The 25,417-nt window shown below is 58.4% G+C and carries 23 protein-coding genes; 16 read left to right on the top strand and 7 right to left on the bottom strand.

Annotation, left to right across the window (positions count from 1 at the left end; genetic code table 11):
- Window positions 1-172: 172 nt before the first annotated feature.
- Entirely contained in the window at window positions 173-1,462 is a 1,290-nt protein-coding gene (gene gltA / locus ACA054_RS08630; protein ID WP_497689014.1) for a citrate synthase, read from the bottom strand.
- A 363-nt stretch (window positions 1,463-1,825) separates the two neighbouring features.
- Here gltA and sdhC point away from each other — a divergent pair, with 363 nt between their 5' ends.
- The 12 genes from sdhC to ACA054_RS08690 all read left to right on the top strand — a co-directional run bounded on the left by sdhC (window position 1,826) and on the right by ACA054_RS08690 (window position 16,294).
- Window positions 1,826-2,200 (top strand): succinate dehydrogenase, cytochrome b556 subunit, encoded by a 375-nt coding sequence (gene sdhC, locus ACA054_RS08635; RefSeq protein ID WP_497689015.1) that lies wholly within the window; start codon window positions 1,826-1,828, stop codon window positions 2,198-2,200.
- Complete coding sequence (gene sdhD / locus ACA054_RS08640; RefSeq protein ID WP_150764456.1) at window positions 2,194-2,562, top strand: succinate dehydrogenase, hydrophobic membrane anchor protein; 369 nt, start codon at window positions 2,194-2,196, stop codon at window positions 2,560-2,562. The genes sdhC and sdhD overlap by 7 nt, the downstream gene beginning before the upstream one ends.
- Before the next feature lie 3 nt (window positions 2,563-2,565).
- Window positions 2,566-4,338: a succinate dehydrogenase flavoprotein subunit gene (gene sdhA / locus ACA054_RS08645; protein ID WP_497689016.1), complete on the top strand. Its 1,773-nt coding sequence runs from the start codon at window positions 2,566-2,568 to the stop codon at window positions 4,336-4,338.
- A gap of 11 nt (window positions 4,339-4,349) precedes the next feature.
- Entirely contained in the window at window positions 4,350-5,054 is a 705-nt protein-coding gene (locus ACA054_RS08650) for a succinate dehydrogenase iron-sulfur subunit (protein WP_008063297.1), read from the top strand.
- Between the two features lie 253 nt (window positions 5,055-5,307).
- On the top strand, window positions 5,308-8,139 hold the full coding sequence (locus tag ACA054_RS08655) for a 2-oxoglutarate dehydrogenase E1 component (RefSeq protein ID WP_497689017.1): 2,832 nt from the start codon (window positions 5,308-5,310) through the stop codon (window positions 8,137-8,139).
- 42 nt (window positions 8,140-8,181) lie between these two features.
- Entirely contained in the window at window positions 8,182-9,402 is a 1,221-nt protein-coding gene (gene odhB / locus ACA054_RS08660; RefSeq protein ID WP_497689018.1) for a 2-oxoglutarate dehydrogenase complex dihydrolipoyllysine-residue succinyltransferase, read from the top strand.
- A gap of 97 nt (window positions 9,403-9,499) precedes the next feature.
- Window positions 9,500-10,936 (top strand): dihydrolipoyl dehydrogenase, encoded by a 1,437-nt coding sequence (gene lpdA, locus ACA054_RS08665; protein ID WP_497689019.1) that lies wholly within the window; start codon window positions 9,500-9,502, stop codon window positions 10,934-10,936.
- A 196-nt stretch (window positions 10,937-11,132) separates the two neighbouring features.
- The gene (sucC, locus tag ACA054_RS08670) at window positions 11,133-12,299 is read left to right on the top strand and encodes an ADP-forming succinate--CoA ligase subunit beta (RefSeq protein WP_007919879.1); all 1,167 of its coding nucleotides are present in this window, start codon (window positions 11,133-11,135) and stop codon (window positions 12,297-12,299) included.
- Window positions 12,299-13,180: a succinate--CoA ligase subunit alpha gene (sucD, locus tag ACA054_RS08675; protein WP_095060813.1), complete on the top strand. Its 882-nt coding sequence runs from the start codon at window positions 12,299-12,301 to the stop codon at window positions 13,178-13,180. Before sucC ends, sucD begins: the two co-directional genes overlap by 1 nt.
- A 401-nt stretch (window positions 13,181-13,581) precedes the next feature.
- On the top strand, window positions 13,582-14,895 hold the full coding sequence (gene brnQ, locus ACA054_RS08680) for a branched-chain amino acid transport system II carrier protein (protein ID WP_497689020.1): 1,314 nt from the start codon (window positions 13,582-13,584) through the stop codon (window positions 14,893-14,895).
- Between the two features lie 260 nt (window positions 14,896-15,155).
- Window positions 15,156-15,893, top strand: coding sequence for a DUF599 domain-containing protein (locus ACA054_RS08685; RefSeq protein ID WP_008063305.1), 738 nt, complete (start codon window positions 15,156-15,158; stop codon window positions 15,891-15,893).
- On the top strand, window positions 15,893-16,294 hold the full coding sequence (locus ACA054_RS08690; RefSeq protein WP_497689021.1) for an MAPEG family protein: 402 nt from the start codon (window positions 15,893-15,895) through the stop codon (window positions 16,292-16,294). The genes ACA054_RS08685 and ACA054_RS08690 overlap by 1 nt, the downstream gene beginning before the upstream one ends.
- 66 nt (window positions 16,295-16,360) lie before the next feature.
- Here the strand turns inward: ACA054_RS08690 and ACA054_RS08695 are convergent, their stop codons facing one another.
- Window positions 16,361-16,597 (bottom strand): hypothetical protein, encoded by a 237-nt coding sequence (locus ACA054_RS08695; protein ID WP_497689022.1) that lies wholly within the window; start codon window positions 16,595-16,597, stop codon window positions 16,361-16,363.
- 159 nt (window positions 16,598-16,756) lie between these two features.
- Between ACA054_RS08695 and ACA054_RS08700 the strand changes: the two genes are divergently transcribed.
- The 4 genes from ACA054_RS08700 (at window position 16,757) to ACA054_RS08715 (ending at window position 20,464) form a co-directional block, all read left to right on the top strand.
- On the top strand, window positions 16,757-17,233 hold the full coding sequence (locus ACA054_RS08700; RefSeq protein ID WP_401317441.1) for a PaaI family thioesterase: 477 nt from the start codon (window positions 16,757-16,759) through the stop codon (window positions 17,231-17,233).
- Window positions 17,230-17,682 (top strand): PaaI family thioesterase, encoded by a 453-nt coding sequence (locus ACA054_RS08705; protein ID WP_497689023.1) that lies wholly within the window; start codon window positions 17,230-17,232, stop codon window positions 17,680-17,682. The genes ACA054_RS08700 and ACA054_RS08705 overlap by 4 nt, the downstream gene beginning before the upstream one ends.
- An 81-nt stretch (window positions 17,683-17,763) precedes the next feature.
- Window positions 17,764-19,668, top strand: coding sequence for a molecular chaperone HtpG (gene htpG / locus ACA054_RS08710; RefSeq protein ID WP_497689024.1), 1,905 nt, complete (start codon window positions 17,764-17,766; stop codon window positions 19,666-19,668).
- 67 nt (window positions 19,669-19,735) lie between these two features.
- Window positions 19,736-20,464 carry a dienelactone hydrolase family protein gene (locus tag ACA054_RS08715; protein ID WP_497689025.1) on the top strand — a complete coding sequence of 243 codons (729 nt, stop codon included), beginning with the start codon at window positions 19,736-19,738 and terminating at the stop codon, window positions 20,462-20,464.
- A gap of 124 nt (window positions 20,465-20,588) precedes the next feature.
- Here the strand turns inward: ACA054_RS08715 and ACA054_RS08720 are convergent, their stop codons facing one another.
- The 5 genes from ACA054_RS08720 to purM all read right to left on the bottom strand — a co-directional run bounded on the left by ACA054_RS08720 (window position 20,589) and on the right by purM (window position 25,364).
- Window positions 20,589-21,476, bottom strand: a complete 888-nt coding sequence (locus ACA054_RS08720; RefSeq protein ID WP_497689026.1) for a pirin family protein — start codon at window positions 21,474-21,476, stop codon at window positions 20,589-20,591.
- 62 nt (window positions 21,477-21,538) lie between these two features.
- Window positions 21,539-21,955, bottom strand: a complete 417-nt coding sequence (locus ACA054_RS08725) for an OsmC family protein (RefSeq protein ID WP_497689027.1) — start codon at window positions 21,953-21,955, stop codon at window positions 21,539-21,541.
- A gap of 966 nt (window positions 21,956-22,921) precedes the next feature.
- Window positions 22,922-23,635, bottom strand: a complete 714-nt coding sequence (locus ACA054_RS08730; RefSeq protein WP_497689028.1) for a DUF3108 domain-containing protein — start codon at window positions 23,633-23,635, stop codon at window positions 22,922-22,924.
- Between the two features lie 8 nt (window positions 23,636-23,643).
- Window positions 23,644-24,294 (bottom strand): phosphoribosylglycinamide formyltransferase, encoded by a 651-nt coding sequence (purN, locus tag ACA054_RS08735; RefSeq protein ID WP_497689029.1) that lies wholly within the window; start codon window positions 24,292-24,294, stop codon window positions 23,644-23,646.
- Between the two features lie 11 nt (window positions 24,295-24,305).
- Entirely contained in the window at window positions 24,306-25,364 is a 1,059-nt protein-coding gene (gene purM, locus ACA054_RS08740) for a phosphoribosylformylglycinamidine cyclo-ligase (protein WP_497689030.1), read from the bottom strand.
- Window positions 25,365-25,417: the final 53 nt, after the last annotated feature.

Genomic DNA, 25,417 nt, shown 5'->3' on the forward strand with positions numbered 1-25,417 from the left:
CTCTTCCAAGTGACTCGCTGTAAGAGCGAAACCGCCAGCAGCCGTTACCGCAGAAACGGATATGTCCACGATCAAAGAGCAAATCGGCACAAACAAAAACGGCCTCCTGCTCTTTATATAAAAAGCAGAGGCCGTTCCCGGTAAAACTCAACGCGCTACAGCAAGACAAATCTTACTTGCGGTCTTCCAGCTTGGTGATGTCACGCGACTCGTAGCCGGTGTACAGCTGGCGCGGACGGCCAATCTTGTATGGGCTGGAGAGCATTTCTTTCCAGTGGGAGATCCAGCCGACGGTCCGCGCCAGAGCGAAGATCACGGTGAACATGCTGGTTGGAATGCCGATCGCCTTGAGGATGATCCCCGAGTAGAAGTCGACGTTCGGGTACAGCGAGCGTTCGATGAAGTACGGGTCGGTCAGGGCGATCTCTTCCAGGCGCATGGCCAGTTCGAGTTGCGGATCGTTCTGGATGCCCAGTTCCTTCAACACTTCGTCGCAGGTCTGCTTCATCACGGTGGCGCGTGGGTCGCGGTTTTTGTAAACGCGGTGACCGAAGCCCATCAACTTGAACGGATCGTTCTTGTCCTTGGCCTTGGCGATGTACTTGTCGATGTTCGAGACATCGCCAATTTCATCGAGCATGGTCAGTACGGCTTCGTTGGCACCGCCGTGGGCAGGGCCCCACAGTGCAGCGATACCGGCGGCGATACAGGCGAACGGGTTGGCACCCGAGGAGCCTGCCAGGCGTACGGTGGAAGTCGATGCGTTCTGCTCGTGGTCGGCGTGGAGGATGAAGATCCGGTCCATGGCCTTGGCGAGTACCGGGCTGATCGGTTTGATCTCGCACGGGGTGTTGAACATCATGTGCAGGAAGTTTTCCGCGTACGACAGGTCGTTGCGCGGGTACATCATGGGTTGGCCCATGGAGTACTTGTAAACCATCGCTGCCAGCGTCGGCATCTTGGCAACCAGGCGGATCGCGGAGATTTCGCGATGCTGCGGGTTATTGATGTCGAGGGAGTCGTGGTAGAAGGCCGAGAGGGCGCCGACTACGCCGCACATGACGGCCATCGGGTGGGCGTCGCGACGGAAGCCGTTGAAGAAGGTCTTGAGCTGCTCGTGAACCATGGTGTGGTTCTTCACGGTGCCGACGAACTGGGCCTTCTGTTCTGCGGTCGGCAGTTCGCCGTTGAGCAGCAGATAGCAGGTTTCCAGGTAGTCCGACTTTTCAGCCAGCTGTTCGATCGGGTAGCCGCGGTGCAGCAGAATGCCGTTGTCGCCGTCGATATAGGTGATCTTCGACTCGCAGGAAGCGGTCGACATGAAACCAGGGTCAAAGGTGAAACGGCCCGTGGCCGTCAGGCCCCGAACATCGATAACATCGGGACCAACGGTGCCGGTTAAAATGGGCAGCTCGACGGGGGCTGCGCCCTCGATGATCAACTGCGCTTTTTTGTCAGCCATGTGGCCTCCTATTTATGCTTGAAATCATCAGACAGACCCCCCACGCAGGGCCCGCACCACTATAGTGAGATAAATTCGAATGTCAATTTGCCTAAAGTCTTGCTCCAGAAGGCTTTAACCGTACTTTTTTCTCGAAATTGCCTGCCATTTACGCCTTTTATGTCGGTTGTGCAATCAGCTGTTTGGGTGAGGTCTTTGCGTTGTCATTAGTAACCTAACTGTCTATACTCGGCAGCCGACCGCCAAGGGCTTTTGGGCTTGCGTTATTGGGGGTCGCCTCCCTGGGTGGTGATTACCTGACCAGTGCACTCCCCAACAACTTTGCCCTGATTGTTAGGGGCTCTTCAGTGTGAAAAAAAAGCCGTGAAAAGCCAACGACCTGTAAACCTAGACCTAAGGACCATCAAGCTCCCCATCACCGGCGTTACGTCGTTTCTTCACCGTGTTTCCGGCATCATCCTCTTCCTGGGCCTCGGCTTCATGCTTTATGCATTGGGCAAATCCCTGGGTTCCGAGGAAGGCTTTGCCGACGTGAAGGCAACCTTGACCAGTCCTCTGGCCAAGTTCGTAGCATGGGGCCTCCTATCCTCTCTGCTGTATCACCTGGTTGCCGGTGTGCGCCATTTGATCATGGACATGGGCATTGGCGAGACGCTGGAAGGCGGCCGCCTGGGCTCGAAAATCATTATCGCCGTGTCTGCGGTGTTGATCGTTCTGGCGGGAGTTTGGATATGGTAACCAGCGTAACGAACCTGTCGCGTTCGGGCCTCTATGACTGGATGGCACAGCGTGTGTCTGCGGTTGTTCTCGCGGCTTATTTCATCTTCCTGATCGGATACCTAGTAGCGAATCCGGGCATTGGCTTTGACCAATGGCATGGCCTGTTCGCTCACAACGGGATGCGTATCTTCAGTCTGCTGGCCCTTGTTGCCCTTGGCGCTCACGCCTGGGTCGGCATGTGGACCATCGCGACCGACTACCTGACGCCAATGGCGCTGGGCAAGTCCGCGACTGCAGTACGTTTCCTTTTCCAGGCAGTATGCGGCGTCGCGATGTTCGCTTACTTCGTCTGGGGTGTGCAGATTCTCTGGGGTATCTGATTCATGGCTAACATTCCAACGATTTCTTTCGACGCCATCATTATTGGTGGTGGCGGTGCCGGCATGCGCGCAGCGCTGCAGCTGGCGCAAGGCGGTCACAAGACTGCGGTAATCACCAAGGTTTTCCCGACCCGTTCGCACACTGTATCCGCCCAGGGCGGCATCACCTGCGCCATCGCGTCCGCTGACCCGAACGATGACTGGCGCTGGCACATGTACGATACCGTCAAGGGTTCCGACTATATCGGTGACCAGGACGCTATCGAATACATGTGTCAGGAAGGTCCGGCCGCCGTTTACGAGCTGGACCACATGGGTATGCCGTTCTCGCGTACCGAGCAAGGCCGTATCTACCAGCGTCCGTTCGGCGGTCAGTCGAAGGATTACGGTAAAGGCGGGCAGGCTGCCCGTACTTGCGCCGCTTCCGACCGTACCGGTCACGCGCTGCTGCACACCCTTTATCAGGGCAACCTGAAAGCCGGTACCGTGTTCCTCAACGAGTACTACGCCGTTGATCTGGTGAAAAACCAGAACGGCGAATTCGTCGGCGTCATCGCCATCTGCATCGAAACCGGCGAAACCACCTACATCCGTGCCAAAGCTACCGTTCTGGCTACCGGCGGTGCAGGTCGTATCTACGCGTCCACCACCAATGCCCTGATCAACACCGGTGACGGCGTTGGCATGGCTCTGCGTGCTGGCGTACCGGTACAAGACATCGAAATGTGGCAGTTCCACCCGACCGGCATCGCCGGCGCCGGTGTACTGGTGACCGAAGGTTGCCGTGGTGAAGGTGGATACCTGATCAACAAGCACGGCGAGCGTTTCATGGAGCGTTACGCTCCGAACGCCAAAGACCTTGCTGGTCGTGACGTTGTGGCCCGTTCGATGGTTAAAGAGATCATTGCCGGCAACGGCTGTGGCCCGAACGGTGACCACGTAATGCTGAAACTCGACCACTTGGGCGAGGAAGTGTTGCACAGCCGTCTGCCAGGCATCTGCGAACTGTCGAAGACTTTCGCCCACGTTGACCCGGTTGTTGCTCCGGTTCCGGTTGTTCCGACTTGCCACTATATGATGGGCGGCGTTCCGACCAACATTCACGGCCAGGCGATCACCCAGAACGCTGAAGGCGTGGACGAGATCATTCATGGCCTGTTCGCGGTAGGCGAAGTGGCTTGCGTATCGGTTCACGGCGCCAACCGTCTGGGCGGCAACTCGCTGCTCGACCTGGTGGTATTCGGTCGTGCTGCCGGCCTGCACCTGGAAAAGGCGCTGACCGACGGTATCGAATACGACGAAGCTACCGAAGCCGACATCACTGCGGCCCTGTCGCGCCTGTCCGCTCTGAACGAGCGTACCGATGGCGAAGACGTGGCAACCCTGCGTCGCGAGCTGCAAAGCTGCATGCAGAACTACTTCGGTGTATTCCGTACTGGCGAATACATGCAGAAGGGTATTGCCCAGCTGGCTGATCTGCGCAAGCGCATCGCCAACGTCAAGATCAACGACAAGTCGCAGGCGTTCAACACTGCGCGTATCGAAGCTCTGGAACTGCAGAACCTGCTGGAAGTGGCTGAAGCTACCGCCATCGCTGCCGAAGTACGTAAAGAGTCCCGCGGTGCTCACGCCCGTGAAGACTTCGAAGATCGTGACGACGAAAACTGGCTGTGCCACACCCTGTACTTCCCGGGTGAGAAGCGCGTTGCCAAGCGTGCCGTGAACTTCTCGCCGAAGACTGTTCCGACTTTTGAACCTAAGATTCGGACTTATTAAGGGTGGCCGCCATGTTGCAAGTCAGTGTTTATCGTTACAACCCTGATCAGGACGCTGCGCCGTTCATGCAGGAATTCCAGGTCGATACCGGTGGTAAAGACCTGATGGTGCTGGACGTGCTGGCCCTGATCAAAGAGCAGGACGAAGGTTTCTCCTATCGTCGCTCTTGCCGTGAAGGTGTTTGCGGTTCCGACGGCATGAACATCAACGGCAAAAACGGCCTGGCGTGCGTCACGCCGCTATCTGCCGTCGTAAAAGGTAACAAGTTGATCGTTCGTCCTCTGCCAGGTTTGCCGGTTATCCGTGACCTGGTCGTCGATATGAGCATCTTCTACAAGCAATACGAAAAGGTTAAGCCTTACCTGCAGAACGACACGCCGGCTCCGGCCATCGAGCGTCTGCAGTCCCCTGAAGAGCGTGAAAAGCTCGACGGTCTGTACGAGTGCATCCTGTGCGCCTGCTGCTCGACCTCGTGCCCGTCCTTCTGGTGGAACCCGGACAAGTTCCTGGGTCCAGCTGCACTGCTGCAAGCGTACCGCTTCCTGGCAGACAGCCGTGATACCAAGACGTCCGAGCGTCTGGCTTCGCTGGATGACCCGTTCAGCGTATTCCGCTGCCGCGGGATCATGAACTGCGTCAACGTATGTCCCAAAGGCCTGAACCCGACTAAGGCCATTGGTCACATCCGTAACATGCTGCTCTCCAGCGGCGTGTGATTCAGCTGCTGTACCCGCTGTACCCGTAGATGCTACGGCGCAGGCTTCAACCGGCGCCGTAGTTTTAACCTGAGCAGCAGCTTAAAAGGCTGCGGCTCTTATTTTGAAGAAATGAGACAAGCAGGGGCATCCGGGCTGGTACCCGGACTATCAGTGTGATCCTAGTGGCTTGTTTTGGTCGCTGCATTCGGACTTCTGCAAGTTTGCTCGGTGTCGACACCGGTGGTGTTCCCCTAACCGAGGGTGACCAAGCATGCAAGAAAGCGTGATGCAGCGCATGTGGAACAGCGCCTACCTATCCGGTAGTAACGCTGCCTATGTGGAAGAGCTCTACGAGCTCTACCTGCACGACCCTAACGCTGTGCCAGAAGAGTGGCGCACCTACTTCCAGAAGTTGCCTGCTGACGGCAACTCTGCCACCGATGTTTCGCACTCCACAATTCGCGATCATTTCGTCTTGCTGGCAAAGAACCAGCGCCGCGCCCAACCGGTTTCCGCCGGCAGCGTGAGCAGTGAGCACGAGAAGAAGCAAGTTGAAGTGCTGCGATTGATCCAGGCCTACCGTATGCGTGGCCACCAGGCAGCCCAGCTTGACCCGCTGGGGCTGTGGCAGCGTCCTGCACCTGCAGACCTGTCGATCAATCATTACGGCTTGACCAATGCCGATCTTGATACGACCTTCCGTGCCGGCGACCTGTTCATCGGCAAAGAGGAAGCGAGCCTACGCGAAATTCACGAAGCGTTGCAGCAGACATATTGCCGCACCATCGGCGCTGAGTTCACGCATATCACCGATTCCGAGCAGCGCCAGTGGTTCCAGCAGCGTCTGGAAAGCGTGCGTGGCCGTCCGACGTACTCCGCCGACATCAAGAGCCACCTGCTCGAGCGCGTGACCGCCGGTGAAGGCCTGGAAAAATACCTGGGCACCAAATACCCGGGTACCAAGCGTTTCGGCCTGGAAGGCGGCGAGAGCCTGATTCCGATGCTCGACGAGCTGATCCAGCGTTCCGGTTCCTACGGCACCAAGGAAATCGTCATCGGCATGGCTCACCGTGGCCGTCTGAACGTGCTGGTCAATACCTTCGGCAAGAACCCGCGCGAGCTGTTCGACGAGTTCGAAGGCAAGAAGAAGGTCGAGCTGGGTTCCGGTGACGTTAAATACCACCAGGGCTTCTCGTCCAACGTAATGACCACCGGCGGTGAAGTTCACCTGGCCATGGCGTTCAACCCGTCCCACCTGGAAATCGTTTCCCCGGTGGTCGAGGGTTCGGTGCGCGCCCGTCAGGATCGTCGCAATGACCTGACCGGTGAGAAGGTTCTGCCGATCTCCATCCACGGTGACGCGGCATTCGCCGGTCAAGGCGTGGTGATGGAAACCTTCCAGATGTCGCAGACCCGCGGTTTCAAGACCGGCGGTACCGTGCACATCGTGATCAACAACCAGGTCGGTTTCACCATCAGCAACCCGCTGGACTCGCGTTCCACCGAGTACGCCACCGACGTCGCGAAGATGATCCAGGCGCCGATCCTCCATGTGAATGGTGATGATCCGGAAGCCGTGTTGTTCGTGACCCAGCTGGCCATTGACTACCGCATGCAGTTCAAGCGCGACGTAGTGATCGATCTGGTCTGCTACCGTCGTCGCGGCCACAACGAGGCCGACGAGCCAAGCGGCACCCAGCCGATCATGTATCAGCAGATCACCAAACAGCGCACTACCCGTGAGCTGTATGCCGATCGCCTGACCCAGGGCGGTGTACTTGACGCAGAGCGTGTTCAGGCCAAGGTCGACGAATACCGCAACGCGCTGGACAACGGTCTGCACGTCGTGAAAAGCCTGGTCAAAGAGCCGAACAAAGAGTTGTTCGTGGATTGGCGTCCGTATCTGGGCCACGCCTGGACCGCGCGTCACGACACTCGCTTCGATCTGAAAACCTTGCAGGAACTGTCCGCCAAGCTGCTGGAAATCCCGGATGGCTTTGTGGTTCAGCGCCAGGTCGCGAAGATCTACGAAGACCGTCAGAAGATGCAAGCCGGCGGCCTGCCGATCAACTGGGGTTACGCCGAAACCATGGCGTACGCGACCCTGGCGTTCGAAGGTCACCCGATCCGCATGACCGGCCAGGACATCGGCCGCGGTACGTTCTCGCACCGTCATGCCGTGTTGCACAACCAGAAGGACGCGGGCACCTACATCCCGCTGCAGAACCTGTACGACGGTCAGCCACGCTTCGACCTGTACGATTCGTTCCTGTCCGAAGAAGCCGTACTGGCGTTCGAATACGGTTACTCGACCACCACGCCTGATGCGCTGGTGATCTGGGAAGCCCAGTTCGGCGACTTCGCCAACGGTGCCCAGGTGGTTATCGACCAGTTCATCACCAGTGGCGAGCACAAGTGGGGCCGTCTGTGCGGTCTGACCATGCTGCTGCCGCACGGTTATGAAGGTCAGGGGCCGGAGCACTCCTCGGCTCGTCTGGAGCGTTACCTGCAGCTGTGCGCCGAGCACAACATTCAGGTAGCGGTACCGACTACGCCGGCCCAGATCTACCACTTGTTGCGTCGTCAGGTGATTCGCCCGCTGCGCAAGCCATTGATCGTTCTGACTCCGAAGTCGCTGTTGCGTCACAAACTGGCCATCTCGACTCTGGAAGATCTGGCCGAAGGTTCGTTCCAGACCGTAATCCCGGAAATCGACGCCCAAGACCCGACAAAGGTCGAGCGCGTTGTTCTGTGTAGCGGCAAGGTCTACTACGACCTGCTGGAAAAACGCCGTGCCGAAGGTCGTGAAGACATCGCCATCGTGCGTATCGAGCAGCTGTACCCATTCCCTGAGGACGACTTGAAAGAAGTCCTGGCTCCTTACACCAACGCCAAGCATGCCGTCTGGTGCCAGGAAGAGCCGATGAACCAGGGCGCGTGGTACTGCAGCCAACACCACATGCGTCGCAGCATCAGCAACCTCAACAAGTCCCTCGTACTCGAGTACGCGGGCCGTGAGGCTTCTGCTGCACCGGCATGCGGTTACGCATCGATGCACGCCGAACAGCAGGAACAACTGCTGCAAGCGGCCTTTACTGTTTAACGCCTTCGCGCACCTGAAACCGAATTTAAGGACCCACAGATAATGGCTATCGAAATCAAAGCCCCCACTTTCCCGGAATCGGTTGCCGATGGCACCGTTGCCACCTGGCACAAGCAACCGGGCGACGCGGTCAAGCGCGACGAACTGATCGTCGACATCGAAACCGATAAAGTCGTACTCGAAGTGTTGGCTACCGCTGACGGCGTGCTGGGCGCTATCGTCAAGAACGAAGGCGACACCGTTCTGTCCGACGAAGTCCTGGGCTCCATCGAAGCGGGCGGCGCTGCTGCCGCTCCAGCTGCTGCCGCTCCGGCCACCGCTGCTCAGGCTGCTGCCCCTGCCGCCGAAGGCGAAGACGATCCAGTTGCCGCTCCTGCTGCGCGCAAGCTGGCTGAAGAAAACGGCATCAACATCGCTTCCGTTGCCGGCACCGGCAAAGGCGGTCGCGTGACCAAGGAAGACGTGGTTGCAGCCGTTGCTGCCAAGAAAGCCGCTCCGGCTGCCGCGCCTGCCAAGGCTGCTGCTCCGGCTGCCGCTGCTCCTGTGTTCGCTGCTGGCGATCGCATCGAGAAGCGCGTACCGATGACCCGCGTGCGGGCCACCGTTGCCAAGCGTCTGGTTGAAGCCCAATCGAACATGGCGATGCTGACCACTTTCAACGAAGTCGACATGACCGAAGTCATGGCCCTGCGTTCGAAGTACAAAGACCTGTTCGAGAAGTCCCACAATGGCGTGCGCCTGGGCTTCATGTCGTTCTTCGTGAAAGCGGCCACCGAAGCGCTGAAACGCTTCCCGGCTGTCAACGCCTCGATCGACGGCGCCGACATCGTTTACCACGGCTACGCTGACGTCGGCGTTGCAGTTTCCAGCGATCGCGGCCTGGTTGTACCGGTTCTGCGTAACGCCGAACTGATGAGCCTGGCTGAAATCGAAGGCGGCATCGCCACCTTCGGCAAGAAAGCCCGCGACGGCAAACTGTCGATGGACGAAATGACCGGTGGTACCTTCACCATCACCAACGGCGGTACCTTCGGTTCGATGATGTCGACCCCGATCGTCAACCCGCCACAAGCAGCCATCCTGGGCATGCACAACATCATCCAGCGTCCGATGGCCATCAACGGCCAGGTCGTTATCCGTCCGATGATGTACCTGGCCCTGTCCTACGATCACCGTCTGATCGATGGCAAAGAAGCTGTGACTTTCCTGGTGACCATCAAGAACCTGCTGGAAGATCCGGCTCGTCTGTTGCTGGATATCTGATAGAAGCAGCCGTGAGCTGCAAGCCGGGCTGTCGGAAAACCCGCGGCCTGGCTGGCAGCTTGCGGCTTCAAGCTTTTCGCTAAAGAGGATTTTTTGAATGTCGCAGAAATTTGACGTAGTAGTGATCGGCGCTGGCCCTGGCGGCTATGTGGCTGCAATCAAGGCCGCTCAGCTTGGTCTTTCGACTGCCTGCATCGAGAAGTACACCGACAAGGATGACAAGCTGGCTCTGGGCGGTACTTGCCTGAACGTCGGCTGCATTCCGTCCAAGGCGCTGCTGGACAGCTCCTGGAAGTACAAGGAAGCCAAAGAAGGCTTCGCGATCCACGGTATCAACCACGCTGGCGTGACCATGGACGTGCCAGCAATGGTCGGCCGTAAAGCCACCATCGTCAAAGGCCTGACCTCCGGTGTTGCTACCCTGTTCAAAGCCAACGGTGTGACTTCCATTCAGGGTCACGGCAAGCTGCTGGCCGGCAAGAAAGTCGAAGTCACCAAGCCTGACGGTTCGGTAGAAATCATCGAAGCCGAAAACGTGATCCTGGCTCCAGGCTCGCGTCCGATCGACATTCCACCGGCTCCGGTCGACCAGAATGTGATCGTTGATTCGACTGGCGCCCTGGAATTCCAATCGGTACCAAAACGTCTGGGCGTGATCGGCGCTGGCGTGATCGGTCTGGAGCTGGGTTCGGTCTGGTCGCGTCTGGGTGCAGAAGTGACTGTTTTGGAAGCCCTGGACACTTTCCTGATGGCAGCTGACGCCGCTGTTTCCAAGGAAGCGCTGAAAACCCTGACCAAACAGGGCCTGGACATCAAGCTGGGCGCTCGCGTGACCGGTTCCAAAGTGAACGGCGACGAAGTCGTGGTGAACTACACCGATGCCAACGGCGAACAGAACATCACTTTCGACAAGCTGATCGTAGCCGTTGGTCGCCGCCCGGTGACCACTGATCTGTTGGCTGCCGACTGCGGCGTGACCCTGGACGAGCGCGGTTTCGTGCACGTCGACGATCACTGCGCCACCACTGTACCGGGCGTCTACGCCATTGGTGACGTGGTTCGCGGCATGATGCTGGCGCACAAAGCGTCGGAAGAAGGCATCATGGTTGTCGAGCGCATCAAGGGCCACAAGGCCCAGATGAACTATGATTTGATCCCTTCGGTTATTTATACTCACCCGGAAATCGCGTGGGTTGGTAAAACCGAGCAGGCCTTGAAAGCTGAAGGCGTTGAAGTTAACGTCGGCACCTTCCCGTTTGCAGCCTCCGGCCGTGCCATGGCTGCCAACGACACCGGTGGTTTCGTCAAGGTCATCGCAGATGCCAAGACAGACCGCGTACTGGGCGTCCACGTGATTGGCCCAAGCGCTGCAGAACTGGTTCAACAGGGCGCAATCGGTATGGAATTCGGCACCAGCGCTGAAGACCTGGGCATGATGGTTTTCTCCCATCCGACCCTGTCTGAAGCCTTGCACGAAGCTGCTTTGGCAGTGAATGGCGGCGCCATCCACATCGCCAACCGCAAGAAGCGTTAAGACAATAAGAAACCACGGCGGAATGGCCCGTCGTGAGCCTTGCATGCAAGACTCACCGCGGAATATCCGCTGGACGCAGTCTTGCGTAGCTGCACCGGTTGTCCGGAAAGGCTACGCAAGCAGCAGTCACAGGTGGTGCGGCACTTGAATGAGTGCAGCACCGAATGCGCAGTACCTAACGAAGACGGTAATAAGCATGAATCTTCACGAGTATCAGGGTAAGCAGCTGTTCGCTGAGTACGGCCTGCCAGTTTCCACCGGTTACGCGGTAGACACCCCGGAAGCAGCAGCAGAAGCTTGCGACAAAATCGGCGGCAGCGAGTGGGTTGTCAAAGCCCAGGTCCACGCCGGTGGTCGCGGTAAAGCGGGCGGCGTAAAGCTGGTTCGCAGCAAAGAAGACGCCAAAGCCTTCGCACAGCAGTGGCTGGGCAAGCGTCTGGTGACTTACCAGACTGACGCCAATGGCCAGCCAGTCACCAAGATCCTGGTTGAATCGTGCACTGATATCGCTAAAGAGCTGTACCTGGGCGCTGTCGTTGACCGTTCGAGCCGTCGCATCGTGTTCATGGCTTCCACCGAAGGTGGCGTGGACATCGAGAAAATCGCTCACGACACTCCAGAAAAAATTCTGAAAGCCACTATCGATCCACTGGTTGGCGCTCAGCCATTCCAAGGTCGCGAGCTGGCATTCCAGCTGGGTCTGGAAGGCAAGCAGGTTGCTCAGTTCGCCAAGATCTTCGTTGGTCTGGCCAAACTGTTCAAGGATCACGACCTGGCTCTGCTGGAAGTGAACCCGCTGGTGATCAAGGCTGACGGCGATCTGCATTGCCTCGATGCCAAGATCAACATCGACGCCAACGCCATGTACCGTCAGCCTAAGCTGAAGACTTTCCACGATCCGTCGCAAGACGATCCGCGCGAAGCGCACGCTGCCAAGTTCGAACTGAACTACGTAGCACTGGAAGGCAACATCGGTTGCATGGTCAACGGTGCTGGCCTGGCCATGGGTACCATGGACATCGTCAACCTGCATGGCGGCAAGCCAGCCAACTTCCTCGACGTGGGCGGCGGTGCTACCAAAGAACGCGTTACCGAAGCGTTCAAGATCATTCTGTCCGACACCAACGTCGCTGCAGTACTGGTTAACATCTTCGGCGGCATCGTTCGTTGCGACATGATTGCCGAAGGCATCATCGGTGCAGTGAAAGAAGTCGGCGTGAAAATCCCGGTTGTTGTTCGCCTTGAAGGCAACAACGCTGAGCTGGGCGCTAAAGTACTGGCAGAAAGCGGTTTGAACATCATCGCTGCTACCAGCCTGACCGACGCTGCTCAACAAGTTGTCAAAGCTGCGGAGGGCAAATAATGAGCGTCCTGATCAATAAAGACACCAAAGTTATCTGCCAGGGTATTACCGGTTCGCAAGGTAGTTTCCACACCCAGCAAGCCATCGAGTACGGCACCAAGATGGTTGGTGGTGTAACTCCTGGTAAAGGCGGCACCGAGCACCTGGGCCTGCCAGTATTCAACACCGTGAAAGACGCTGTAGCTGCCACTGGCGCCACCGCCAGCGTGATCTACGTTCCGGCTCCTTTCTGCAAAGACTCGATCCTGGAAGCTGCTTTCGGCGGCATCAAGCTGATCGTGTGCATCACCGAAGGCATTCCTACCCTGGACATGCTGGACGCTAAAGTTAAGTGCGACGAGCTGGGTGTCATCCTGATCGGCCCTAACTGCCCAGGCGTGATCACTCCAGGCGAATGCAAGATCGGCATCATGCCAGGTCACATTCACTTGCCAGGCAAGGTCGGTATCGTTTCCCGTTCCGGTACCCTGACCTACGAAGCTGTGAAGCAGACTACTGACGCCGGTTTCGGTCAGTCGACTTGCGTCGGCATCGGTGGTGACCCGATCCCGGGTTCGAACTTCATCGACATCCTGAAGCTGTTCCAGGAAGACCCGAAGACCGAAGCGATCGTGATGATCGGCGAGATCGGCGGTTCGGCTGAAGAAGAAGCGGCTGCCTACATCAAGGCACACGTGACCAAGCCGGTTGTTTCCTACATCGCTGGTGTGACTGCTCCTCCGGGCAAGCGCATGGGCCATGCTGGCGCAATCATCTCTGGCGGTAAAGGCACTGCAGACGAGAAGTTTGCTGCCCTGGAAGACGCAGGCGTTAAAACCGTGCGTTCGCTGGCAGACATCGGCAAGGCTTTGTCCGAGCTGACTGGTTGGGCTGTCAAGTAAGCCTCGCGCTTAGCTGACGCTTCACCAAACAAAGGCCACCTTCGGGTGGCCTTTGTCGTTTCCAGAATTTGCGTTGTTGGTACCGGCCTCTTCGCGAGCAGGCTCGCTCCCACACTGGAGCGCGGTCAACTGTGGGAGCGAGCCTGCTCGCGAAGGCGGACTTGCAGTCGACAACCATTTACATGCGAAAACGCGACACATTGATGTCGTGTATCGGATAGTTCGCCCTCAAACAGTGCGTTTGTCGCCCAAATTCGTTAGGCTACTCGCCATTTTTGCGTCCGCGGCCCACAAGGCTGCAACGCGCTTAAAGGGTTGGTCCCATACGGACCGACAGCATTTCCCTCACCCATAGGGAAATCCCTCTCTAAATTCCGATTCAGTAGTGTGGTATTTCCTTAATGAAAGTGTTGAAAGGCCAGGACATCCTGGCACTTGGTTTTATGACGTTTGCCCTGTTTGTCGGGGCTGGCAACATCATCTTCCCGCCTATCGTCGGTTTGCAGTCCGGGCCTCATGTCTGGATGGCGGCACTGGGCTTCCTGATTACCGCAGTCGGTCTGCCCGTGGTCACCGTCGTGGCCCTGGCCAAGGTCGGCGGTGCCATGGATGCGTTGAGCAGCCCGATCGGCAAGATCGCCGGTGGCTTGCTGGCAGCGGCGTGCTACCTCGCCGTTGGCCCGCTGTTCGCGACGCCGCGTACCGCTACCGTATCGTTCGAAGTTGGCCTGGCGCCATTGACCGGCGAAAGCCCGCTGGCGTTGTTCCTCTACAGTTCGGTGTACTTCCTGGTGGTGTTCTTCATCTCGCTCTATCCGGGCCGTCTGCTGGATACCGTAGGACGTTTCCTCGCACCGTTGAAGATCATCGCCCTGGCCGCTCTCGGCATCGCCGCGTTCGCTTTGCCAGCGGGTGACATTGGCCATGCCACGCCTGAGTACGTGGCCGCACCGTTCTCCCAAGGGTTCATCAATGGTTACCTGACCATGGATACCCTCGGTGCACTGGTGTTCGGCATCGTCATCGTCAATGCCATCCGCTCCCGCGGCGTCGAGTCGCCCGCGTTGATCACTCGCTACGCGATCATCGCCGGCTTGATCGCCGGCGTGGGCCTGGCACTGGTCTACGTCAGCCTGTTCCGCCTGGGGTCGGGCAGCCATGAAGTGGCGGCTGGCGCTACCAACGGCGCGGTGGTCTTGCACGCCTACGTACAGCACACCTTCGGTTCCCTGGGCAGCGGATTCCTTGCGGTGCTGATTTCCCTGGCGTGCCTGGTGACTGCGGTCGGCCTGACCTGTGCCTGCGCCGAATACTTCAGCCGTGTGCTGCCACTGTCCTACAAGACACTGGTGATCATCCTCGCGGCGTTCTCCCTGCTGGTGTCCAACCTGGGCCTGACCAAGCTGATCGCGTTCTCGATCCCGGTACTGACCGCGATTTACCCGCCGTGCATTGCCCTGGTGGCCCTGAGCTTCTGCAAGGACTTCTGGCATGAGCAGGGCCGCATCGTTGGCCCGGTAATGTTGGTGTCGTTCATCTTTGGCCTGATCGATGCTCTCAAGGGCGCTGGTCTGGCGGAGTGGATGCCATCTCAGCTGACCCACTTGCCGTTGAGCGAGCAGGGTCTGGCGTGGCTGGTGCCATCGGTGATGACCCTGGTGGTCGCCGTGGTCTGCGACCGTATGCTGGGCAAGCGCGAAGAAGCGCTGGCTTAAGCTTTACTGGCCCGTCACAAGCGGGCCAGTGAACAAAACCGAAATGCCCCGTATCAATCGATACGGGGCATTTTTTTTGTGAGAGATGCGGTGTCTTTTCCGTTGAGCTAACGTCGAACCACTGCAATACCTTGTGGGAGCAAGCCTGCTCGCGAAGACGTCGTTTCATTCAACGCAAATGTTGATTGATCTACCGCTTTCGCGAGCAGGCTCGCTCCCACAAGGTTTGAGTGTTCCGTTACTACTTCACAAGGACCTGCATGTCGTTCATCCAAGCCAACCTGATCCACATCCTCGCTGCTATCTGGTTCGTCATCTGCTGGGGCGGTTACACCCGCTATGCGACCTGGAAGGGCCGTGACACCGCCTGCCTGGCCAGCGTCCTGCATCTGTATCGCGAAGACTGGATGCGTCGCATGCTGCTGCGTGACAACCGCATCGCCGATGCCAGCGTGATCGGCAACCTGGAGCGCAATGCGTCGTTCTTTGCCTCCAGCACCCTGATTATCCTGGCCGGTATTCTCACGGTGCTCGGGGCGTCGGAAAGGGCGGTGTCGTTGCTGGCGGATATTCCGATGGTGCAACAGGCGTCCCAGGGCATGTCGGAGATCAAGTTGTTGTGCCTGGCGCTGGTGTTCGTCTATGCGTTCTTCACGTTCAGCTGGTGCATGCGTCAGTACAACTTCGCGGCCATTCTAGTGGGCTCGGCTCCCATGATCGGTGAGCGCCATGTCTCGGAGCAGGAGCGCAAAGCCTTTGCCAACCGGGCAGCCCGGGTTATTTCCATGGCCGCCAACCAGTTCAACTTTGGCCTGCGTTCTTATTACTTCGGCATGACCATGCTGGCCTGGTTCGTCAGCCCCTGGTTGTTCATGTTGATGAGTGCCGGCGTCGTGTTCGTGTTGTACCGCCGCGAGTTTCACTCCGACGTTCTTGACGTGATGGTCTATACCCCTACAGAGGCGCCATTGCCCGAGGTGAACAAAGAGGCTGCTTGATGAGTATTCCATTCTGGTGCGTGTTTATCAGTGCGGTGCTGATTTACGTGGCGCGCATGCCCGTAACCACGGCCATGAAAGAGCAGGGCGGTTACAACAATCACCTGCCGCGCCAGCAGCAGGCGCAACTCACGGGGCTGGGTGCGCGCGCGGTGGCGGCCCATCAGAACAGCTTCGAAGCCTTCCTATTGTTTGCAGTGGGTGTGTTGATGGCACACACCACGCAAACGGCGGGATGGCTCATCGACTTGCTGGCGATCATCTTCGTGGTCGCGCGAGTTATCTACCTGGTGTGTTATTGGAAGGACCTGGCCTGGCAGCGCAGCCTGGTTTGGCTGGTGGGTTTAATCTGTTCGCTGTTGCTGATGATTAGTCCGACTTTTCGAACGATATTGCTCTAGCGAGTAAATCGCAGGCAAAAGAAAACCCGCACTTGGCGGGTTTTCTTTTTGGACATCAAGAGGCTTTTATTGCTTCTTGGCAGCTTCTTCTTGCGCTGCTGCGTTCGATTCAGCCTGAGCTTTGGCAGCTTCGGCGTTTTCTTTCGCTGCGTCGTTCACTTTATCCTGAGCTTTGTTCATGTCTTGCTGAGCTTGCTCCGCATGTTTGGCAGCATCTTGAGCTTTGTCCTCGGATTTTTTATCGCAGGCAGCGAGACCGAGGGAAGCGGTCAACATCAAGGCAATAGCTAAAGTCTTACGCATGGGGTGTTTCTCCTTATGGAAAATTATCTACTGCCCTTAAGAGCACAGCCGTCAGGGTTAAGTTCCTCAAATCTCTCAGATATATAAGTTTGTTCTAACGCGGAACTTTTACCCGGACCTCAACTTCATTGAATAACTATAAACAAGAGTCTTTATCAAATGGCCGAAAACCCCGTTTTTGAGCGTGCGACACGATTTCTGTCGGCACTGCGACATTGTCAGGTGCTCGGTTTGCGAGTTCACAGCGCCAGTGCCGAAGGGCTCACCGTGGTGCTGCCCTACAGCCCGCAGATCGTCGGCAACCCCCAGACGGGCGTGATTCACGGCGGCGTACTGACCACATTGATGGACACCGCTTGTGGCATGTCTACCCTCTGCGTGCTGCCGGAGTTCGAGGTCTGCCCGACCCTCGACCTGCGCATCGACTACATGCACGCTGCCGAACCGCATAAGGATGTCTACGGTTTCGCCCAGTGCTACCGGGTGACCACCGACGTGATCTTTGCCCGCGGCTTTGCCTATCAGGATGATCCCGAGCAACCCATAGCCCATGTCGTGGGCACTTTCATGCGCATGGGCAAGGGCATCAAAGGGACCAAGGGTTTCGGCGGCGCCATCGCCGGAGGTGCGGCATGAGTGAGTCGTTCAAGGAACAACTGCAACTGGCCCATGAGCAGGGTGAGTACGCCCCGCTGTTGAAGCTGATTCCCTACGCCGGATTGATCGGCGTCGAATGCTCGCGGGTTGGGGATGAGTTGCTGTTTCGCCTGCCGGCCAACAAGGACAACATTGGCAACCCTTTGTTGCCGGCGATCCATGGCGGCGTGATTGCCGGTTTCATGGAGTTGTCCGCCGCGCTGCACCTGCTGGTGGCTACCGGTTCACCGGGCATACCGAAGATCATCGACTTCTCCCTCGATTACCTGCGCGCCGGGCATTTTCGTGATACCTGGGCTCGCTGCCAGGTATGTCGCCAGGGTCGCCGGGTCGCCAACGTGGCGATTACCGCGTGGCAAAGCACTGAAGCCGAACCCATTGCCACGGCCCGGGCGCATTTCAAACTCGATGAGCCCTTGAAATCCTGAATGGAGCCCCCAACTCTGATGACAACCCGCCGCCGACCCTCAAAGTCGCGGCTTATGCCATCTGATTGGAGTTTGATGACCATGAGTGTGGAAACTCAAAAGGAAACCCTGGGCTTCCAGACCGAGGTGAAGCAACTGCTGCACCTCATGATCCATTCGCTGTATTCCAACAAGGAAATTTTCCTTCGCGAACTGATCTCGAACGCCTCTGACGCTGTAGACAAATTACGTTTCGAAGCGCTGTCCAAGCCGCAATTGCTGGAAGGTGGCGCTGAACTGAAAATCCGTGTGAGCTTCGACAAGGACGCTAAAACCGTCACCCTCGAAGACAACGGCATCGGCATGAGCCGCGAAGACGCGATCACCCACCTGGGCACCATCGCCAAATCCGGTACCGCCGATTTCATGAAGCACCTGACGGGCGACCAGAAGAAAGACTCGCACCTGATCGGTCAGTTCGGTGTTGGTTTCTACTCGGCCTTCATCGTCGCCGACAAAGTCGACGTGTTCAGCCGTCGTGCCGGCAGCGATGCCAGCGAAGGCGTGCATTGGTCGTCCAAAGGTGAGGGCGATTTTGAAGTCGCAACCGTCGAGAAGGCCGATCGCGGCACGCGTATCGTCCTGCACCTGAAATCCGGTGAAGACGAGTTCGCCGATGGCTGGCGCCTGCGCAACATCATCAAGAAGTACTCCGACCACATCGCCTTGCCGATCGAGTTGCCGAAAGAAGTGGCAGCTGTCGAAGGCGAAGAGAAGCCTGCCGTTGAATGGGAAACCGTCAACCGCGCCAGCGCTCTGTGGACCCGTCCGCGTACCGAAATCAAGGACGAGGAATACCAGGAGTTCTACAAGCACATCGCCCACGATTTCGAAAACCCGCTGAGCTGGAGCCACAACAAGGTCGAAGGCAAGCTGGAATACAGCTCGCTGCTGTACGTGCCGGCCCGTGCTCCATTCGATCTGTACCAACGCGAAGCGCCGAAAGGCCTGAAGCTGTACGTGCAGCGCGTGTTCGTGATGGATCAGGCCGAGTCGTTCCTGCCGCTGTACCTGCGTTTCATCAAAGGCGTGGTCGACTCCAACGACCTGTCGCTGAACGTGTCGCGGGAAATCCTGCAGAAAGACCCGATCATCGACTCCATGAAGTCGGCGCTGACCAAGCGCGTTCTGGACATGCTGGAAAAACTGGCGAAGAACGAGCCAGAGCAATACCAAGGCTTCTGGAAAAACTTCGGCCAGGTCATGAAAGAAGGCCCGGCAGAAGACTTCGCCAACAAAGAGAAAATCGCCGGCCTGTTGCGTTTCGCATCGACCAATGGTGAAGACGGCGAACAGGTTGTCGGCCTGGCCGAGTACCTGGCACGCGCCAAGGAAGGTCAGGACAAGATTTACTACCTGACCGGCGAAACCTACGCGCAGGTCAAGAACAGCCCGCACCTGGAAGTCTTCCGCAAGAAAGGCATCGAAGTGCTGCTGTTGACTGACCGTATCGACGAATGGCTGATGAGCTACCTCAGCGATTTCGACGGCAAGAGCTTCGTCGACGTGGCGCGCGGTGACCTGGACCTGGGCAACCTGGACTCGGAAGAGGACAAGAAAGCCGCGGAAGAAGTCGCCAAGTCCAAAGAAGGTCTGGTCGAGCGTCTGAAGACTGCGCTGGGCGAATCCGTTGCTGAAGTGCGGGTTTCCCACCGTCTGACCGATTCCCCGGCGATCCTGGCCATCGGCGAGCAGGACCTGGGCTTGCAGATGCGTCAGATCCTCGAAGCCAGCGGGCAGAAGGTTCCGGATTCGAAACCAATCTTCGAATTCAACCCGGCTCACCCACTGATCGAGAAGCTCGACAACGAGCAGAGCGACGAGCGCTTCGGCGATCTGTCGCACATCCTCTTCGATCAGGCGGCCCTGGCGGCCGGCGACAGCTTGAAAGACCCGGCGGCTTATGTGCGTCGTCTGAACAAGCTATTGGTTGAGCTATCGGCTTAACTAGGTTGTAGAAAAACCCGCTTCGGCGGGTTTTTTCATTCTGGTGTTCAAAAATCAGGAGTCAGAAATGAGCCAAATCACTGTACGTTCCGTGGCCTACCAGATTGACGGCCAGTCCTACGAAAGCCGTCTGGCCTTCGATGCCGACCATAAAGGCCCGCGTCCAGGCCTGCTGCTGGCACCGAACTGGATGGGCGTCAGCGCCGGGGCCGAGGAAATCGCCAAGTCGGTGGCGGCCAAGGGCTACGTGGTGTTGATCGCAGATATCTACGGTCAGTCGATCCGTCCGCAGAACAATGACGAGGCAGGCGCGGCGATGATGCCGCTGAAGAATGATCGCCCATTGCTGCGCAAGCGCATGCAAGTGGCGTTCGAGCAGTTGCAAAGCCAGGGTGAGGCAGCGGTCGATACGTCGAAACTGGCCACATTCGGTTTCTGCTTCGGCGGTTGCTGTGCCCTGGAGTTAGCCCGTACCGGTGCGCCAGTGAAGGCGGCTGTGTCGTTCCATGGCACCCTCGACACACCGGACGTCAACGACGCGAAAAACATCAAGGGTTCGGTGCTGGTGCTGCACGGCGGTTCCGATCCATTGGTGCCTAAAGAGCAACTGCCGGCGTTTGAAGATGAAATGAATGCAGCGGGTGTGGATTGGCAGTTGCTGAGCTACGGCGGCGCGTTCCACTCGTTCACCGATCCCCATGCGAACGTACCAGGCATGATGATGTACGACGCGAAGGTCGCCTCCCGGGCGTTCACGTCGATGCACAACCTGCTGGATGAAGTGTTCAAGGGCTAATTGTGATTTCGATCGTTCCCACGCTCCGCGTGGGAATGCAGCCCGGGACGCTCCGCGTCCCTGCCGAAGTGGACGCGGAGCGTCCAATGAGGCATTCCCACGCAGAGCGTGGGAACGATCATCATCACAGCGGGGTTGGCTCGCTTCGTCCGCTTGGCAATTCGATCCGCTCGATCTCCCCCGGCACAGTCGGCCAATCCCCGGCCGCCCAGCGTCGGCGCGCTTCGTCGATGGCCACTGGGTCGCTGGCCACGAAATTCCAGTTGATCCGTCGCGGCCCATCCAGCGACGCTCCGCCGACCAACACCGCATGACAGTCGCTCTCCGCGAACAGCGTCATCTCTTCCCCAACCGGCAACACTACCAGCGAATGCGGTTCTACCGCCTCGCCATCCAGCTGCACTTCACCGCTCAACACATACAGCGCGCGCTCGTCATGCTCGGTGGGAATCAGCAAGGTCGTCGCCGTTTGCAGGTTCAATTCGGCATACAGCGTCGGAGAAAGCACCGGCACTGGCGATTCCAGGCAAAAGCCCGAGCCTGCGATCATGCGGATCTTCACCCCAAGGTTTTCACTGACAGGCAGGGTGCTTGCCGGGTGGTGACTGTAGTGTCCCGGGCCCTGTTCCTGGTCTTTTGGCGACGCCAGCCAGATCTGCAAGCCGTGCATCGTAAAGCCGCTTTCTTTTAGCGCTTCGGGTGTGCGCTCGACATGAGCGATCGCGCTACCAGCGGTCATCCAGCTGACATCACCGGCACTGACCACCTGATCCGACCCGAGGCTGTCCTTGTGCTGCAGCTGGCCTTCAAAGAGGTAGGTGAGGGTGGAGAGGCCGATGTGCGGATGCTGGCGGATGTTCATGCCTTCTCCCGCGGCGTAGCGGGTTTGCAGCATGTGGTCGAAAAACACGAAGGGCCCGACATTGCGGCATTTGGCTGACGGCAATGGGCGAAGAATCGGCTGGCCTTCGACATCTTCGGCGCGGGGGCGGATCACGAGCGGAGTGTTCATGGTGCGTTCCAGACTGAGCGGGTGATGCCGTCGAGCATAACCCGCTTGCGCAGCCCTTGCCGCTATTGGCTGAACGCGCCTTCGGACAAATGGGTTTCGATGCTCACTTCGCTGCTGGTCATCAGCTTGTGAACCGGGCAGCGGTCGGCCACACGGTGCAGCTCATCGCGCTGGGCGTCGGTGAGCACGCCTTTGAGGGTCAGCTTCACATGCAGGACATATTTGCCTTTCTGTTCTTCACTGTTATCGCGTTTGACCTCCACACCAACGCCCGTCAGCGGAATGTCCTTTTTCTTTGCGTACATCTTCAAGGTCAGGGCCTTGCAGGCGCCCAGTGCGGCGTCAAAGTAATCGTGAGGTTCCGGCGCGGAGCCTTCGCCGCCTGCGGATACAGGTGCATCGGCAAAGAGTTCGTGATCATCGATTTGCACGCTGTGTCGAAAACCTTCGGCGGAAACGGTATTGACGGTAACGGTCATGGGAGCCTCGCTGGCAGTGGGAAAAGTCATTTGATCAAAAAAGACCTCGAAGTTATAGAGCATTCCCCCATGTGGCGCGTTCCACTTTTTTCCGGGATTAGGTGTATATCCATTCCTGCGGTAACGGCCGCCTATGGTTTCGCTTTTACAGCGAGTCACTTGGAAAAGCCCTGTAGGAGCGAGCATGCTCGCGATGGAGGTCAACGATGACGCGGGGAGCCTGAAACCCCGCGGTGCTCTCAGGTTTTTCGCGAGCATTCGAGCGTCGACCGGCTGCTCCTACAGGGCCCGCCGCGATGGGCCATCCCTGGCCCAGCGCGGCTAAACCGGCATCCATGCCGGTTTAGCCACTGCGCAGAACCTCCACTCGGCCTCTCGATGGGGCAAGAAAATCAAGAGCCAAAGCAGAGCGAGGCGGCCTTAAAGCCGACCTGATTGCAGGTCTGTCCGCGATCCAACTGTGGGAGCGAGCTTGCTCGCGATGGACTTCCAGACAACGCGCTCATCCAGACAGCCAACGTTATCGTTGACGTCTATCGCGAGCAGGCTCGCTCCCACAGGGGATTGGGGGGTATCTGCAAAAATCAGGTCGGCTGTCAGGCCGCCTCGCTTTTGTTTTTGATCTGGGCGCCCCGTTAACCACGATGGCTGAACGCAGGCATTGCGTAGTGGGTAAACCGGCAGGACGCCGGTTTAGCCGCGCTGGGCCAGGGATGGCCCATCGCGGCGACCCACGGAGCAATGCCGGAGAGAGGGCATGCCGAGCCACAGCGAGGCACCGAGTGGTGGGGCAAAGCCTTTTGGTTCCTTTTTGCTGGGCCGGCACTCCGGCGTTTGAAAAAGGGACTCGCCGTAAGGGCGAAACCCTAAGTGGCCGTTACCGCAGGAATGGATATCCCCCCAATCCAGTTCTTAACTACAACCCCATGCCTAAGTGAACAGCATTGCCGCATGTGCGGTGGCTGATCAGCTGCCTTTGACCGGCTTGCCGTTGACCGTGCCGTCCAGGAGCATGATGTTGTACTCCTTGCCGTCGGTCTCGACCTGTTGCAGGCGAACCAGCAGATAATCCCAATCCTTGGCGAACCACAGCACGGTGATGCGCTTGCTTTGTGTCGGGTCGCGCACGCGCTCGACCTTGATCGCATCGATCTGGCCAGCCTTGGTGTCGACTTTTTCCGAACCCAGCACGCGGAAGTCATAGGTATCGACTTCGCCATCATCGACAACCTGATAGCTCATGCTTTTCTTGCCGGCGGCCACGTCATGCTGCAGCGCCAGCTGATAGGTGGATTTGTCGAGCATGCCGCGGTTCAGCGCAATATTGACCGCGTCGCCACGATCGGTGCCTGTGACCTTTTTGGCGGTCCAGTCGAAGTCCAGGTCAGCTTTCTTGGCTTTGCCCAGCCCACCGCGTTCGAAATGGTAGGACTGTGGCAGCAGGGTGTCCTTGTCGACGGTCAGGGTGCTTTCTTCGGACAGGCTGGCGATCATCATCGAAGCCTTGAAGTTGAGCTTCCAGACGCCGTTGGCCTCCTTGGTCAAGCTGCGTTCAGCCGTGCCGCTCATGGGCAACTGCTTCCAGTCGGCGGTGTAGCTGGCGGAGAAAGGTTGAAGATCTGCAGCCTGTGCGAAGGGCAAGGCGAGCAGAGCACAAGCGAAGAGCAGGGCGCGACGCATAAAATCTCCTAGGTTCGAATCAAGTGGCCGCTGGGCGCAAGCAACTGTCCATCCAGTAAAGCACCTTGTTCACCGAGGGATAGCCGGCCTTCGGCAAACCAGCGTACGGCCATGGGGTAGATCAGGTGTTCCTGCACATGGACCCGCTGCGCCAGACTCAGCGGCGAGTCGTGCAACTCTACCGGTATTACTGCTTGTACGACCAGTGGTCCGCCATCGAGTTCCTCGGTGACGAAGTGCACGGAGCAGCCGTGCTCAGTATCGCCGGCTTCCAGCGCGCGCTGATGAGTGTGTAACCCTTTGTATTTGGGTAGCAGCGAGGGATGGATATTGAGCAGGCGACCCGCGTAGTGGCGTACGAAATTCGCGCTGAGAATGCGCATGAATCCGGCCAGAACCACGAGTTTGGGATTGAAGGCGTCGATCAGTTCGATCATTGCGGCATCAAAGGCCTCGCGGCCCTCGAAAGCCTTGTGATCCAGGGTGCGGGTTTCGATACCCGCGTCCCTGGCGCGTTGCAGGCCATAAGCGTCGGCGCGGTTGGAAATCACCGCAGCGACGCGGGCCGGGCTGTCGCCGGTCCGCGTGCTGTCGATCAAGGCCTGCAAGTTACTGCCGGTGCCGGACAACAGCACCACAACATCACAGGTGGGGGTCATCCGCTCTTGCATCAGTGTGCCTTGAGGTTCTTCAGTTCAACCGAAGCTGCGCCTTCGGCAGCGGTGGCGATCTGACCGATGACCCAAGGCTGCTCGCCGGCTTCACGCAGCACGTTCAGCGCGGTTTCCACGTGCTCTTGAGCCACGCAGATGACCATGCCCACGCCGCAGTTCAGCACGCGGTGCATTTCGTTTTCGTCGACGTTGCCTTTTTCTTGCAGCCAGTCGAACACGGCAGGACGGGTCCAGCTCGCCACATCAACCACCGCTTGTGCGCCTTTTGGCAAAACGCGCGGGATGTTGTCCAGCAGGCCACCACCGGTGATGTGGGCCATTGCTTTGACGGCGCCGGTGTCCTTGATCAGCTTGAGCAGCGGCTTCACGTAGATACGGGTCGGGGCCATCAGCAGGTCGGTCAGCGGCTTGCCGTCGAGCTGGATGTTCTCGATGTCGGCACCGGACACTTCGATGATCTTGCGGATCAGCGAGTAGCCGTTGGAGTGCGGGCCGGAAGACGGCAGGGCGAGCAGGGCATCACCGGCAGCGACTTTGGAACCATCGATGATCTCGGCTTTTTCCACGACGCCGACGCAGAAGCCGGCCAGGTCGTAGTCTTCGCCTTCGTACATGCCAGGCATTTCAGCGGTTTCGCCGCCCACCAGGGAGCAGCCGGACAGTTCACAGCCAGCGCCGATGCCGGTAACGACCTGGGTCGCGGTTTCGACGTTGAGTTTGCCGGTGGCGTAGTAGTCGAGGAAGAACAGCGGCTCGGCGCCGCACACCACCAGGTCGTTGACGCACATGGCAACCAGGTCGATGCCGATGCTGTCGTGCTTGTTCAGGTTCAATGCCAGGCGCAGCTTGGTGCCGACGCCGTCAGTACCGGAAACCAGCACGGGCTGCTTGTAGCCGGCCGGGATTTCGCAGAGGGCGCCAAAACCGCCCAGGCCGCCCATGACTTCCGGGCGCGCAGTGCGCTTGGCCACGCTCTTGATGCGTTCGACCAATGCTTCACCGGCGTCGATGTCTACACCGGCGTCCTTGTAGCTCAGGGAGGGTTGCTTGCTCATGATCCAGGCCTTTAGGGGGGATTTCTGGGTAACGACCGAGTCCAGCGGGACCG

The sequence above is a fragment of the Pseudomonas sp. LBUM1653 genome (genome assembly GCF_059716115.1).

Bases quoted from the DNA above. Each gene is read 5' to 3' on its own strand.
- gltA (WP_497689014.1), bottom strand. From the start codon at position 1,462: ATGGCTGACAAAAAAGCGCAGTTGATCATCGAGGGCGCAGCCCCCGTC.
- sdhD (WP_150764456.1), top strand. From the start codon at position 2,194: ATGGTAACCAGCGTAACGAACCTGTCGCGTTCGGGCCTCTATGACTGG.
- sdhA (WP_497689016.1), top strand. From the start codon at position 2,566: ATGGCTAACATTCCAACGATTTCTTTCGACGCCATCATTATTGGTGGT.
- ACA054_RS08650 (WP_008063297.1), top strand. From the start codon at position 4,350: ATGTTGCAAGTCAGTGTTTATCGTTACAACCCTGATCAGGACGCTGCG.
- ACA054_RS08655 (WP_497689017.1), top strand. From the start codon at position 5,308: ATGCAAGAAAGCGTGATGCAGCGCATGTGGAACAGCGCCTACCTATCC.
- odhB (WP_497689018.1), top strand. From the start codon at position 8,182: ATGGCTATCGAAATCAAAGCCCCCACTTTCCCGGAATCGGTTGCCGAT.
- lpdA (WP_497689019.1), top strand. From the start codon at position 9,500: ATGTCGCAGAAATTTGACGTAGTAGTGATCGGCGCTGGCCCTGGCGGC.
- sucC (WP_007919879.1), top strand. From the start codon at position 11,133: ATGAATCTTCACGAGTATCAGGGTAAGCAGCTGTTCGCTGAGTACGGC.
- sucD (WP_095060813.1), top strand. From the start codon at position 12,299: ATGAGCGTCCTGATCAATAAAGACACCAAAGTTATCTGCCAGGGTATT.
- brnQ (WP_497689020.1), top strand. From the start codon at position 13,582: ATGAAAGTGTTGAAAGGCCAGGACATCCTGGCACTTGGTTTTATGACG.
- ACA054_RS08685 (WP_008063305.1), top strand. From the start codon at position 15,156: ATGTCGTTCATCCAAGCCAACCTGATCCACATCCTCGCTGCTATCTGG.
- ACA054_RS08690 (WP_497689021.1), top strand. From the start codon at position 15,893: ATGAGTATTCCATTCTGGTGCGTGTTTATCAGTGCGGTGCTGATTTAC.
- ACA054_RS08695 (WP_497689022.1), bottom strand. From the start codon at position 16,597: ATGCGTAAGACTTTAGCTATTGCCTTGATGTTGACCGCTTCCCTCGGT.
- ACA054_RS08700 (WP_401317441.1), top strand. From the start codon at position 16,757: ATGGCCGAAAACCCCGTTTTTGAGCGTGCGACACGATTTCTGTCGGCA.
- ACA054_RS08705 (WP_497689023.1), top strand. From the start codon at position 17,230: ATGAGTGAGTCGTTCAAGGAACAACTGCAACTGGCCCATGAGCAGGGT.
- htpG (WP_497689024.1), top strand. From the start codon at position 17,764: ATGAGTGTGGAAACTCAAAAGGAAACCCTGGGCTTCCAGACCGAGGTG.
- ACA054_RS08715 (WP_497689025.1), top strand. From the start codon at position 19,736: ATGAGCCAAATCACTGTACGTTCCGTGGCCTACCAGATTGACGGCCAG.
- ACA054_RS08720 (WP_497689026.1), bottom strand. From the start codon at position 21,476: ATGAACACTCCGCTCGTGATCCGCCCCCGCGCCGAAGATGTCGAAGGC.
- ACA054_RS08725 (WP_497689027.1), bottom strand. From the start codon at position 21,955: ATGACCGTTACCGTCAATACCGTTTCCGCCGAAGGTTTTCGACACAGC.
- ACA054_RS08730 (WP_497689028.1), bottom strand. From the start codon at position 23,635: ATGCGTCGCGCCCTGCTCTTCGCTTGTGCTCTGCTCGCCTTGCCCTTC.
- purN (WP_497689029.1), bottom strand. From the start codon at position 24,294: ATGACCCCCACCTGTGATGTTGTGGTGCTGTTGTCCGGCACCGGCAGT.
- purM (WP_497689030.1), bottom strand. From the start codon at position 25,364: ATGAGCAAGCAACCCTCCCTGAGCTACAAGGACGCCGGTGTAGACATC.